Annotated in this window: 9 protein-coding genes; 6 read left to right on the top strand and 3 right to left on the bottom strand. The window is 62.2% G+C overall.

Translation table 11 applies throughout. From position 1 onward, the window contains the following. Positions 1-74 precede the first annotated feature (74 nt). Positions 75-2,093, bottom strand: a complete 2,019-nt coding sequence (locus D8767_RS10660; protein ID WP_016711540.1) for an alpha-1,4-glucan--maltose-1-phosphate maltosyltransferase — start codon at positions 2,091-2,093, stop codon at positions 75-77. Between the two features lie 139 nt (positions 2,094-2,232). On the opposite strand from D8767_RS10660, the gene D8767_RS28675 reads away from it, so the two are divergent. Further along, positions 2,233-2,394, top strand: a complete 162-nt coding sequence (locus tag D8767_RS28675) for a hypothetical protein (protein ID WP_016711541.1) — start codon at positions 2,233-2,235, stop codon at positions 2,392-2,394. Positions 2,395-2,519: 125 nt separating this feature from the next. Here D8767_RS28675 and D8767_RS10655 read toward each other — a convergent pair whose 3' ends face one another. Then, positions 2,520-3,500, bottom strand: a complete 981-nt coding sequence (locus D8767_RS10655) for an IS5-like element ISPa41 family transposase (RefSeq protein WP_003117291.1) — start codon at positions 3,498-3,500, stop codon at positions 2,520-2,522. 232 nt (positions 3,501-3,732) lie between these two features. Between D8767_RS10655 and D8767_RS10650 the strand changes: the two genes are divergently transcribed. Further along, complete coding sequence (locus D8767_RS10650; RefSeq protein ID WP_080578072.1) at positions 3,733-4,707, top strand: RHS repeat-associated core domain-containing protein; 975 nt, start codon at positions 3,733-3,735, stop codon at positions 4,705-4,707. Positions 4,708-4,801: 94 nt separating this feature from the next. Here the strand turns inward: D8767_RS10650 and D8767_RS10645 are convergent, their stop codons facing one another. Next, entirely contained in the window at positions 4,802-6,484 is a 1,683-nt protein-coding gene (locus tag D8767_RS10645; RefSeq protein ID WP_016711543.1) for an AMP-binding protein, read from the bottom strand. Between the two features lie 208 nt (positions 6,485-6,692). On the opposite strand from D8767_RS10645, the gene D8767_RS10640 reads away from it, so the two are divergent. The 4 genes from D8767_RS10640 to D8767_RS10625 are packed head-to-tail and all read left to right on the top strand — an operon-like array spanning position 6,693 to position 12,251. Next, positions 6,693-7,856, top strand: coding sequence for an isovaleryl-CoA dehydrogenase (locus tag D8767_RS10640; RefSeq protein ID WP_016711544.1), 1,164 nt, complete (start codon positions 6,693-6,695; stop codon positions 7,854-7,856). A 19-nt stretch (positions 7,857-7,875) separates the two neighbouring features. Continuing rightward, positions 7,876-9,483 (top strand): carboxyl transferase domain-containing protein, encoded by a 1,608-nt coding sequence (locus D8767_RS10635; protein ID WP_016711545.1) that lies wholly within the window; start codon positions 7,876-7,878, stop codon positions 9,481-9,483. Positions 9,484-9,486: 3 nt separating this feature from the next. After that, positions 9,487-10,302, top strand: a complete 816-nt coding sequence (locus D8767_RS10630) for a gamma-carboxygeranoyl-CoA hydratase (protein ID WP_016711546.1) — start codon at positions 9,487-9,489, stop codon at positions 10,300-10,302. After that, positions 10,299-12,251, top strand: a complete 1,953-nt coding sequence (locus D8767_RS10625) for an acetyl/propionyl/methylcrotonyl-CoA carboxylase subunit alpha (protein WP_016711547.1) — start codon at positions 10,299-10,301, stop codon at positions 12,249-12,251. The genes D8767_RS10630 and D8767_RS10625 overlap by 4 nt, the downstream gene beginning before the upstream one ends. Positions 12,252-12,271 lie beyond the last annotated feature (20 nt).

The raw sequence follows: 12,271 nt of genomic DNA, 5'->3' as shown, positions 1-12,271 counted from the left end.
CTTTGTTGCTCTAGCCCTGATGCAAAAGCAACTGACTGGACACGATCCCTATGAGAGCGGGCGTGTGTACCTTGCTAGCGGGCGTTTTCGATACGCCAGATACCGAATGGCTGGTGCCAGGGCTCGATGCGCATGAACTGGGTCTTGCCATACCACGACCAGCGGTGGCCGTTCATCAGGTCTTCGCCATGGGTTTCGGCGTTGTCGTCCAGGCCCAGCTCCCACAGCGGCAGCTCGAAATGCGCCTCCTGGGCGTTGTGCGGATCGAGGCTGATTGCCACCAGGATGTAGTTGTCGCGCTCGGGCGTGCGTTTGGCGAAGTACAGGATGTTGTCGTTCCAGCAGTTGAAGAACGCCACGCCCAGGTGGGTCTGCAAGGCGCGGTTCTGGCGGCGGATGCGGTTGAGCTGGGCGATCTCGGCAATGATGTTGCCAGGCTGGGTGAAATCCCGTGGGCGGATTTCGTATTTCTCCGAATCCAGGTACTCCTCCTTGCCCGGCAGCGGCGTGCCTTCGCACAGTTCGAAGCCCGAATACATGCCCCACAGCCCCGAGCCCATGGTGGCCAGTGCGGCGCGGATGAGGAAGCCGGCGCGGCCGGAGGTGTGCAGGAAGTACGGGTTGATATCCGGCGTGTTGACGAAAAAGTTGGGCCGGTAGCACTGGCTCCACGGCGGCTGGTTGAGCTGCTCGTAGAATTCGCGCAGCTCCTGTTTGGTGTTACGCCAAGTGAAGTAGGTATAGCTTTGCGCATAGCCGACCTTGCCCAGCCGCGCCATCATGGCAGGCCGGGTGAAGGCCTCGGCAAGGAAGATCACGTCCGGGTGCCGGGCGCGCACGTCGGCAATCAGCCATTGCCAGAACGGCAGCGGTTTGGTGTGCGGGTTGTCGACGCGGAAGGTTTTTACGCCCTCCTCTACCCAGCCGATGATCACATCGCGCAGGGCCAGCCACAGGCTCGGCACTGCGTCGGGGGCGTAGAAGTCGACGTTGACGATGTCCTGGTATTTTTTTGGCGGGTTCTCGGCATAGCGGATGGTGCCGTCCGGACGCCAGCTGAACCAGCCTGGGTGCTCCTTGAGCCAGGGGTGGTCCTGAGAGCACTGGATGGCGAAGTCGAGGGCGATTTCCAGGCCATGCTCGGCAGCCGCAGCCACCAAGCGGCGGAAGTCGTCGCGGCTGCCCAGCTGCGGGTGGATCGCATCGTGGCCACCTTCGGCGCTGCCGATGGCGTAAGGGCTGCCCGGGTCGCCCGGCTGGGCCGTGAGTGCGTTGTTGCGGCCTTTGCGATGTTGCATGCCAATGGGGTGGATGGGCGGGAAGTACAGCACGTCGAAGCCCATGTCGCGGATCATCGGCAGGCGTTCGTGCACATCGTTGAACGTGCCGTGGCGCTTGGGGTCGTCAGTGATCGAGCGTGGGAACAACTCGTACCAGCTGGCAAACTGGGCTGCCGGGCGGTCAACATCAACGGGGAATTCACGGCTGCGAGCCAAGTAGCTGCGGTGTTCGGCCTCACTCATCAGGCGTGCGGTGGTCGGGTCGAGAAACAGCGCTACCTGGTCGTCGGTACCGAGTGTGGCCAGGCGCTGCTGCGTGTCCTGTAGCGCTTCACGCAGGGCGCCTTTGCACAGATCGATGCCTTTGCCCAGCATCAACCGGCCCTCTTCCAGCTCCAGCGTTACCTCGACACCGGCGTGGTACTTTTTCTCCAGGTCGTGGCAATAGGTGGCGAACGGGTCGACCCAGGCTTCGATGCTGAACAGGTGTGGGCCCAGCTCGGTGGGGGTGAACTCGGCCAGCCAAAGGTCGTTGCCCGGTGAGTGCATGGGCACGCAATGCCAGCGGCGGCTATTGGCCTTGCGCCAGCTGAGCATCACCGCCAGGCGGTCGTGGCCATCGCAATAGACGTTGCTGCTGACCGCCACCGGCTGGCCGCTGATGGCCTTGGCGGCGAAGGTGCCTGCTTCGAGAACGGGTTGGGTGTCTTCGATCACGATACGCGGCGCCAGCAGCGCCTGGGACAAGCTGATGGCCTGATCCGCGTGATCATTCGCCGTGGGCACGCTTTCAAAGGGCTCGTTACGTGACATCGACCTTGCTCCCTCAGGCTGGTGGCGGTAAGGGTTCAGAGCCGGGCACAGGCGTGGGGTTCAAAAAAATTGAGCGAACGGCAGCTGCGCGAAGTCGAAGCCTGCAGCACCTCTTCATTCACCCACGCGAGGTCAGGCCATGAACATTCCCATTCCACCGGAAACCCCCGATCCCAACATCGACGACCCCAGCTTGCCGCCGCCCGTGCCGGAAGAAGAACCGGACGAACTGCCGATCAAGCCGACGGTGCCACCGACGGTGGGCGATCCGCCGAATCAGGAGCCACCGGTGAAAGCCTAAGGATGCTCCGATCAACTTGTCGTGCAGCCGCGGCAAGTTGCAATTTTCCAGGCACCTACAGCGTCATTGGACGAAAAGTGACCGAAAAATCATGTACGGAGAGCTTTTTCGACCGGTTCTCCGTGTTAAACGCGAACCTCACCCATACCCATGAGCTGTTTTCGAACCCTCCACAGGTTTGCCAGGGCGAACAGCGTGGTCAACTGAGCCGTGTTTTTCATCAGCCCACGAAAACGTATTTTCACGTAACCAAACTGCCGCTTGATCACGCGAAACGGATGCTCGACCTTGGCCCGTGTCTGAGCCTTGCAGAACTCGATCTTGCGCTTGGCTTTGTACAGTACGCTGCGCTGGTTCAGCTTGGAATAGGTGCTGCGACGCGCTGCAATCTGCCAGATCACCCCCCGATTTTCATGCTCTTCGCGCCTTTCGACACCGGTGTAACCGGCATCTGCATACACGGCGTTTTCTTCGCCATGCAGCAGTTCAGCCACCTGCGTGACATCGGCCACATTGGCAGCGGTGCCATGGACGTGATGCACCAGGCCGGACTCGACATCGGCACCGATGTGCGCCTTCATCCCGAAGAAATACTGACCGCCTTTCTTGGTCTGGTGCATCTCGGGATCACGCTTGCCTTCTTTATTTTTGGTCGAGCTGGGGGCATGAATAATGGTGGCATCGACGATGGTGCCTTGGCGCAGCGACAGGCCTTTTTCCTGCAGATAACCATTGATGACCGCAAGGATTGCCGGTGCGAGCTGATGCTTCTCCAGCAAGTGCCGGAAGTTCATGATCGTGGTGTCTTCGGGGATTGGCGCGCTCAGCGTCAGGCGTGCGAACTGGCGCATGGGCGTGATTTCGTAGAGCGCTTCCTCCATGGCCGGGTCGCTCAGGGAGAACCAGTTCTGCAACAGATGGATGCGCAGCATGGTTTCCAGAGGATAGGGTTTTCTACCGCCGCCGGCCTTGGGGTAGAACGGTTCGATCAGCTCCAGCAGGCCTGCCCAGGGCACCACCTGATCCATTTCGGCGAGGAAGCGCTCTCGGCGGGTTTGCTTGCGCTTGCCGGCGTACTCAAAGTCGGAAAAGCTCATCTGGCTCATGGGCGGCTCGGATCAGGTGTTGCGGGGATTCTCGCATAACTGAAGGCTTGTTCGGAGATTCCCTAAGGGTAGACCACTGCACCTGATATTTTTGCCAGTAGCGGTGCCGACGGGTTGTGCTGAAGATTGAGGCATTCGATTGCACAACTCGAGCCGCCTTTATCGTGGCCCCCGCAACCCGTCGGAAACGATCTTACATTCAGAGAAGCAATTCTATCAGAGGCGCTTACCAATGACTGAACACTACTTCTATCGTGGGACTAACCTTGTCACAACACTGCAGCCTTTTAATAATACTACTGTATTTTCCCATGACCGTAAGACCATGGCCTTTCTGAAGGCTTCTCCCGTCCAACCGTCCATTGCCTTAGTCGCAGTAGATAGCCAGAGGTCGCCAGCTCAATGCAATTCCATGGCGGCAAATCAACAAATCATATTCAGCGTGTACGGGCATGCACCGGGGAACAATTTAATGCCGGTCGCATTCAAGGGGGAGCGGCTTGATCCTTTAAGTTGCAGCTATTTACTCGGGATGGGATATCGTAGTTACAGCCCGGTTTTGATGAGATTCGCCAGCCCCGATGTTGACAGTCCGTTCGACCGCGGAGGTCTTAACCCCTATGCTTTTGTATTGGGCGACCCAGTAAATTACAGCGACCCTGATGGGCACGGAATCGGTGTATTTATCCAGCCACAATTGAAAATTGTCCGCCCCTACACTACATTCGGAAAGCCTAGACGAGACAACAAACATCTCAAGGACATTGTCGTGACCAGCGGCAGAGAATTTGGCCAAAGTGAGTATACGATGGACGTCATTTTTGGCCACGGCGACGGAACAAAAGTGGGAGGCTTGACACCCACCGCTTTAAAAGAGCAACTAAAAGCAAATAATGCCCCGCTTTCTAAAGGCCCGATTCATCTTATCGCCTGTATGGCAGGCGCAACGGCGGCGACACATGGCGACGGTTTTCCAAAGGTCGCATACGGCCAACAGTTTGCCAACATTATGAAAAGGCCGGTAACCACATATACCGAACCTGTAATTTTTGACTTAGGTCTTAATCCCTCACTCACAATGATTGACTTGGAGCTTCAGGAGTCAAGCTATCTGTTTTCAAACCCGGTTACTTTCTACCCCGACAAGCGAGGCAAGGAATCTGGTAGCGGACTGCTACGAAGGCTCGTATCGAACCTTCGCGCCTAGTCGCGAGTAAGCGCACGCTTACACGTATTCACAGTCATCTGGCCAAGTGAGCCCTGCATGGACTTACCCGCGCCGGTACCCTTTATGCCGAATTTCAGCCCGATGGCACAGCCGAAATCTCCGCCACACTGATCTCCCGCATGCGGAACTTCTGCACCTTGCCCGTCACCGTCATCGGGTATTCGTCAACGAAACGGATATGCCGTGGCACCTTGAAGTGTGCGATGCGTGCCTTGCACCAGCCCTGCAGCTCTTCCACGGTGGCGCTGTGCCCGGGGTGCAGCTTGATCCAGGCCACAATCTCTTCGCCGTATCGGCTGCACGGAATGCCGATCACCTGCGCATCGGCCACCGCCGGGTGGGTGTAGAAGAACTCTTCCAGTTCACGCGGGTAAATGTTCTCACCGCCGCGAATGATCATGTCCTTGTTGCGCCCGACGATGCGCACGTAACCGTGCGCGTCCATCACCGCCAGGTCGCCCGAGTGCATCCACCCCGCCGGGTCGATGGCGCCCGCCGTGGCTTGGGGGTTGTTCCAGTAACCCAGCATCACGCTGTAACCACGGGTGCACAGCTCGCCGATCTCACCGCGCGGGACGATGCAGCCGTCGGCGTCCACCAGTTTGTTCTCCAGCTGCGGCTGGGTGCGGCCGACGGTGGTCACGCGTAGCTCCAACTCATCGTCGGGGCCGGTTTGCAGCGATACCGGGCTGGTTTCGGTCATGCCATAGGCAATTTGCACTTCGGCCATGTGCATCTGGTCGATGACCCGGCGCATGACTTCGATCGGGCAAGTGGCACCGGCCATGATGCCGCTGCGCAGGGTCGACAGGTCCATGCCTTGGCGAGCCGGGTGGTCGAGCATGGCGATGAACATGGTCGGCACGCCGTACAGGATGCTGGCACGCTCCTCGGCCACAGCGCGCAGGGTGAGTTCGGCGTCGAAGGCATCGTTGGGGTAGATCATGGTGCTGCCGTGGGTGATGCAACCGAGGTTGGCCATGACCATGCCGAAGCAGTGATACAGCGGCACCGGGATCACCATGCGGTCGCGCTCGGTCAGGCCCAGGCTTTCGCCGACCATGAAGCCGTTGTTGAGGATGTTGTAGTGGCTGAGCGTGGCGCCCTTGGGCGCGCCGGTGGTGCCGGAGGTGTACTGGATGTTCACCGGCTGGTCGAACTGCAGGCTTTGCTGACGAGCGGTGTAGGCCTCTGTCGAGGTCTGCCCTGCCCTCTCAGCCAGCGCCTGCCAGGGCAGGAAGCCGGCAGGCGGGTTGGCCGCCAGGCTGATGACCCCGCGCAACTCGGGCAGGCGTTCGCACGCCAGTTCGCCTGGCGTGGCACTGGCCAGCTCCGGCGCCAGTTCCTGGACCATGGCGTGATAATCGGAGGTCTTGAAGGCATCGGCGCACACCAGCCAGCAGCAGCCGGACTGGCGCAACACGTATTCCAGTTCGCCCACGCGGTAGGCGGGGTTGATGTTGACGAGAATGGCGCCGACCTTGGCGCTGGCCAGTTGCAGGATGCACCACTGCGCGCAGTTGGGTGACCAGATGCCGACCCGGTCCCCGGTGTTGACGCCCAGGGCCATCAGGGCGCGGGCATGGGTATCGACCTGCTCGGCCAGCTGTCGCCAGCTGTAGCGAAAGCCCTGATGACGCGACACCAGTGCCTCGCCGTCAGTACAACGGGCCACCGTGGCATCGAAGGCCTGGCCGATGGTCTGGGTCAGCAAGGCTTGGTCCTGGCGACCGCGGGTATAGCTCGGTTGACTCATGGGTGTCCCTTCTTGTGGTTGTTCTGGGCACGGCTGAAGCAGCGGGAATACTCTGGCGCAGATTTACGTTTACGTAAAGGTGACGAGCAGATTGACAGTCATCGCACACAGGTTTACGTTAACGTAAAGGTGATCAACAGCACAGGGCCGGTGTAAAGGCCTTGAGCTACGGTGTAACCCAATTTCAAGAACAAGAAGGTGCCCCAGCATGCATTACCCCTCCCTGAACTTCGCCCTGGGCGAAACCATCGACATGCTCCGCGACCAGGTCCGCGCCTTCGTCGCGACCGAACTGGCCCCGCGCGCCGCACAAATCGACCACGACAACCTGTTCCCTGCCGACATGTGGCGCAAGTTCGGCGACATGGGCCTGCTGGGCATCACCGTGTCGGAAGAGTACGGCGGCGCAGGCCTGGGCTACCTGGCCCACGTGGTGTCGATGGAAGAAATCAGCCGTGGCTCAGCCTCGGTGGCACTGTCCTACGGGGCCCATTCCAACCTGTGCGTCAACCAGATCAACCGCAACGGCACCCATGAGCAGAAGCTCAAGTACCTGCCCAAGCTGATCAGCGGCGAGCACATCGGCGCACTGGCCATGAGCGAGCCCAACGCCGGCTCCGACGTCGTGTCGATGAAGCTGCGTGCCGAGAAGCGCGGCGACCACTATGTGCTCAACGGCAGCAAGACCTGGATCACCAACGGCCCCGACGCCAACACCTACGTGATCTATGCCAAGACCGACCTGGACAAAGGCCCGCACGGCATCACCGCCTTCATCGTCGAACGTGACTGGAAAGGTTTCAGCCGCAGCAACAAGTTCGACAAACTGGGCATGCGCGGTTCCAACACCTGCGAGCTGTTCTTCGACGGTGTGGAAGTGCCGCAAGAGAACATTCTCGGCCAGCTCAACGGTGGCGTGCGCGTGCTGATGAGCGGCCTGGACTACGAGCGCGTGGTGCTGTCCGGCGGCCCGACCGGCATCATGCAAAGCTGCATGGACCTGGTGGTCCCCTACATTCATGACCGCAAGCAGTTCGGCCAGAGCATCGGCGAGTTCCAGCTGATCCAGGGCAAGATCGCCGACATGTACACCCAGCTCAACGCCAGCCGTGCCTACCTGTACGCCGTGGCCCAGGCTTGCGACCGTGGCGAGACCACCCGCAAGGACGCCGCCGGGGTCATCCTGTACACCGCCGAACGCGCCACGCAAATGGCCCTGGAGGCGATCCAGATTCTCGGTGGCAACGGCTACATCAACGAATTCCCGGCCGGCCGCCTGCTGCGCGACGCCAAGCTGTACGAAATCGGTGCCGGCACCAGCGAAATCCGCCGGATGCTGATCGGCCGCGAACTGTTCAACGAAACCCGCTGAACATAAAGGACGGGCGCACATGGCTACCTTGCACACCCAGATCAACCCGCGTTCGGCGGAGTTCGCCGGCAACAGCGCGGCCATGCTTGAACAGGTCCAGGCCCTGCGCGGCCTGCTTGCCCAGGTGGCCCAGGGCGGCGGGCCCAAAGCCCAGGAGCGGCACACTTCACGCGGCAAATTGCTGCCGCGCGAGCGCATCGACCGCCTGCTGGACCCAGGCTCGCCGTTCCTCGAAATCGGCCAGCTGGCCGCCCATGAGGTGTACGGCGAAGACGTGCCGGCTGCGGGCGTGATTGCGGGTATCGGCCGCGTCGAAGGCGTGGAATGCATGATCGTGGCCAACGACGCCACGGTGAAGGGCGGTTCGTACTACCCGCTGACGGTGAAAAAGCACCTGCGCGCGCAGGCCATCGCCCTGCAAAACCGTCTGCCATGCATTTACCTGGTGGACTCGGGCGGCGCCAACCTGCCGCGCCAGGACGAAGTATTCCCGGACCGCGAGCACTTCGGCCGGATCTTCTTCAACCAGGCCAACATGAGCGCGCAGGGCATCCCGCAGATCGCCGTGGTGATGGGTTCGTGTACCGCTGGCGGTGCGTATGTGCCGGCCATGGCCGACGAAGCGATCATGGTACGCCAACAGGCAACGATCTTCCTCGCCGGCCCACCGCTGGTAAAAGCCGCCACCGGTGAGGTGGTCAGCGCCGAAGACCTCGGCGGCGCCGATGTGCACTGCCGCACCAGCGGCGTGGCCGACCACTATGCCGACAACGACGAACACGCCCTGGCGATCGCCCGGCGCAGCGTGGCCAACCTCAACTGGCACAAGCTGGGCAAGCTGCAGCGCCTGGCCCCGGTGGCGCCGCTGTATGCGGCCGACGAGCTGTATGGCGTAGTGCCGGCCGATGCCAAGCAACCGTTCGATGTACGTGAGGTGATCGCTCGGCTGGTCGATGGCTCGGTGTTCGATGAGTTCAAGGCGCTGTTCGGCACCACCCTGGTGTGCGGTTTCGCCCACCTGCATGGCTACCCGGTGGCGATTTTGGCCAACAATGGCATCCTGTTCGCCGAAGCCGCGCAAAAAGGCGCGCACTTCATCGAACTGGCCTGCCAGCGCGGCATCCCGCTGCTGTTCCTGCAGAACATCACCGGCTTCATGGTCGGCAAGAAGTACGAAGAAGGCGGCATCGCCAAGCACGGTGCCAAGTTGGTGACCGCCGTGGCCTGCGCCCAGGTGCCCAAGTTCACGGTCATCATCGGCGGCAGCTTCGGCGCTGGCAACTATGGCATGTGTGGCCGCGCCTACGACCCGCGTTTCCTGTGGATGTGGCCCAACGCACGCATTGGCGTGATGGGCGCCGAACAGGCCGCAGGCGTGCTGGCCCAGGTCAAGCGCGAGCAAAGTGAGCGTAGCGGCCAGCCGTTCAGTGCCGAGGACGAGGCCAGGCTCAAGCAGCCGATCCTCGACCAGTACGAGCACCAGGGCCACCCCTACTACTCCAGCGCTCGCCTGTGGGACGACGGCGTCATCGACCCGGCACAAACCCGCGACGTGCTTGGCCTGGCGTTGTCTGCCGCGCTGAACGCGCCGATCGAACAGAGCCGCTTCGGCATTTTCCGGATGTGACCCATGAGCGATTTCAGCACCCTCGAAGTGATCCGCGACCCACGCGGTTTCGCCACCCTGTGGCTGAGCCGCGAGGACAAGAACAACGCCTTCAATGCGCAGATGATCCGCGAGCTGATCGTGGCCATCGACCAGTTGGCCGAAGACGCCAGCCTGCGTTTCGTGCTGCTGCGCGGCCGTGGCCGGCACTTCAGCGCCGGCGCCGACCTGGCCTGGATGCAGCAATCGGCGCAGCTGGATTTCAACACCAACCTGGATGATGCCCACGAACTGGGCGAACTGATGTACGCACTGCACCGCCTCAAGGCCCCTACCCTGGCCGTGGTGCAAGGTGCAGCCTTTGGCGGCGCGCTGGGCCTGATCAGTTGCTGCGACATGGCCATTGGCGCCGAAGACGCCCAGCTGTGCCTGTCGGAAGTACGCATCGGCCTGGCCCCGGCGGTCATCAGCCCGTTCGTGGTCAAAGCGATGGGGGAACGCGCCACACGCCGCTATGCCCTCACTGCCGAGCGTTTCAGTGGCGTGCGGGCCCGCGAGCTGGGCTTGTTGGCGGAGGTGTATCCGGCCAGCGAACTGGACGCTCAGATCGAGTCCTGGGTAACCAACCTGCTGCAGAACAGCCCGCAGGCGTTGCGCGCCACCAAGGACCTGCTGCGCGAAGTGGACGACGGCGAACTCAGCCCGGCCCTGCGTCGCTACTGCGAGAACACCATCGCCCGTATCCGCGTCAGCGCCGAAGGCCAGGAAGGCCTGCGCGCCTTCCTGGAAAAACGCCGCCCCGCCTGGCAAACCGATGACAAGAAGGAGCCGCGCCCATGAGCCGCCCCGTTTTGACCACCCTGCTGGTCGCCAACCGCGGCGAAATCGCCTGCCGGGTAATGCGTACCGCCAAGGCCATGGGCCTGACCACCGTCGCCGTGCACAGCGCCACCGACCGTGACTCACGGCACAGCCGCGAAGCGGATATCCGCGTTGACCTGGGAGGCACCAAGGCCGCCGAAAGCTACCTGCTGGTCGACAAACTGTTGGCCGCCGCCAAGGCCAGTGGCGCCCAGGCCATCCACCCGGGCTATGGCTTCCTGTCCGAGAACGCAGGCTTCGCACGCGCCATCGAACAGGCCGGGCTGATCTTCCTCGGCCCACCGGCCAGCGCCATCGATGCCATGGGCAGCAAGTCGGCAGCCAAGGCGCTGATGGAGGCTGCCGGGGTGCCGCTGGTGCCGGGCTACCACGGTGAAGCGCAGGACGTGGACACCTTCCGCGCCGCTGCCGAACGCATTGGCTACCCGGTGCTGCTCAAGGCCAGTGCCGGCGGCGGCGGCAAGGGCATGAAAGTGGTCGAGGAAGAAAGCCAGCTGGCCGACGCCCTGGCTTCCGCCCAGCGTGAAGCACAGTCGTCGTTCGGCGATGCGCGCATGCTGGTTGAAAAGTACGTGCTCAAGCCTCGCCACGTAGAGATCCAGGTGTTCGCCGACCAGCACGGCAACTGCCTTTACCTCAACGAACGCGACTGCTCCATTCAGCGCCGCCACCAGAAAGTGGTCGAAGAAGCCCCTGCTCCCGGCCTGTCACCTGAACTGCGCCGGGCCATGGGTGAGGCGGCAGTACGCGCAGCCCAGGCCATCGGCTATGTAGGAGCCGGTACCGTAGAGTTTCTGCTCGACGCTCGCGGTGAGTTCTTCTTCATGGAGATGAACACCCGTCTGCAGGTAGAACACCCGGTCACCGAGGCCATCACCGGCTTGGACCTGGTGGCCTGGCAGATTCGCGTGGCCTGCGGTGAGGCGTTGCCGATTACCCAGGAACAGGTGCCGCTGATCGGCCATGCCATCGAAGTGCGCTTGTATGCCGAGGACCCGGCCAACGAATTCCTGCCGGCGACCGGCAAGCTGGCGCTGTACCGTGAGTCGGCGCCGGGTGAAGGCCGGCGGGTGGACAGTGGGGTCAGTGAAGGTGACGTGGTGTCGCCGTTCTACGACCCGATGCTGGGCAAGCTGATCGCCTGGGGCGAGGACCGCGAACAGGCCCGCCTGCGCTTGCTGGCCATGCTCGACGAGTTCGCCATTGGCGGGCTGAAAACCAACATCGCCTTCCTGCGCCGCATTCTGGCCCACCCGGCATTTGCTGACGCTGAGTTGGATACCGGCTTCATTCCGCGTCACCAGGAGGTGTTGCTACCAGCGCCAAACGCACTGCCGGCCAGCTTCTGGGAGGCAGCAGCCGAAGCCTGGCTGCAATGCCAGGCCGGGCATCAGCGTGAGGACGACCGCCGTTCGCCGTGGGGTGAGCGCAACGGCTTGCGCTTGGGCCTGCCGGCACGCACCAGCCTGCACTTGGTAAGCAGCGGGCAGGACCAGGCGGTTGCCCTGGAGCGCAGCGCTACGTCCACCTACCAGCTGGTGGGCGAACAGCTTGTGCATGACCAGGCCGGTGTGCGCCGCCAGCACCTGGCGATCCGCCGGGGTGGCACGCTTTACCTGCACTGGGATGGCGAGATGCACGCCATTGAGGCCTTCGACCCGATTGCCGAAGCCGAGGCCAGCCACAGCCATCAGGGCGGCTTGGGCGCGCCCATGAACGGCAGCATCGTGCGGGTACTGGTCGAGCCGGGGCAAGTGGTGGAAGCAGGTGCCGCGCTGGTGGTGCTGGAGGCCATGAAGATGGAGCACAGCATTCGTGCGCCGCATGGCGGGACAGTGAAAGCGTTGTTCTGCCAGGAAGGGGATATGGTCAGCGAAGGGACGGTGTTGGTCGAGCTGACAGAGTGAGGTCAGCGGGGGCTGCTTTG

Origin of the sequence: Pseudomonas sp. LTGT-11-2Z, assembly GCF_003691445.1 — a bacterium.
Taxonomy (GTDB): domain Bacteria; phylum Pseudomonadota; class Gammaproteobacteria; order Pseudomonadales; family Pseudomonadaceae; genus Aquipseudomonas; species Aquipseudomonas monteilii.
The sequence above is the reverse complement of the archived record's forward strand: the minus strand, read 5'-3'. Positions and strand labels throughout refer to the sequence as shown.

What these genes read in the sequence shown, in the direction of transcription:
- D8767_RS10660 (WP_016711540.1), bottom strand. Translation starts at nt 2,093, where the DNA reads ATGTCACGTAACGAGCCCTTTGAAAGCGTGCCCACGGCGAATGATCAC.
- D8767_RS10635 (WP_016711545.1), top strand. Translation starts at nt 7,876, where the DNA reads ATGGCTACCTTGCACACCCAGATCAACCCGCGTTCGGCGGAGTTCGCC.
- D8767_RS10655 (WP_003117291.1), bottom strand. Translation starts at nt 3,500, where the DNA reads ATGAGCCAGATGAGCTTTTCCGACTTTGAGTACGCCGGCAAGCGCAAG.
- D8767_RS10650 (WP_080578072.1), top strand. Translation starts at nt 3,733, where the DNA reads ATGACTGAACACTACTTCTATCGTGGGACTAACCTTGTCACAACACTG.
- D8767_RS10625 (WP_016711547.1), top strand. Translation starts at nt 10,299, where the DNA reads ATGAGCCGCCCCGTTTTGACCACCCTGCTGGTCGCCAACCGCGGCGAA.
- D8767_RS10645 (WP_016711543.1), bottom strand. Translation starts at nt 6,484, where the DNA reads ATGAGTCAACCGAGCTATACCCGCGGTCGCCAGGACCAAGCCTTGCTG.
- D8767_RS10630 (WP_016711546.1), top strand. Translation starts at nt 9,487, where the DNA reads ATGAGCGATTTCAGCACCCTCGAAGTGATCCGCGACCCACGCGGTTTC.
- D8767_RS28675 (WP_016711541.1), top strand. Translation starts at nt 2,233, where the DNA reads ATGAACATTCCCATTCCACCGGAAACCCCCGATCCCAACATCGACGAC.
- D8767_RS10640 (WP_016711544.1), top strand. Translation starts at nt 6,693, where the DNA reads ATGCATTACCCCTCCCTGAACTTCGCCCTGGGCGAAACCATCGACATG.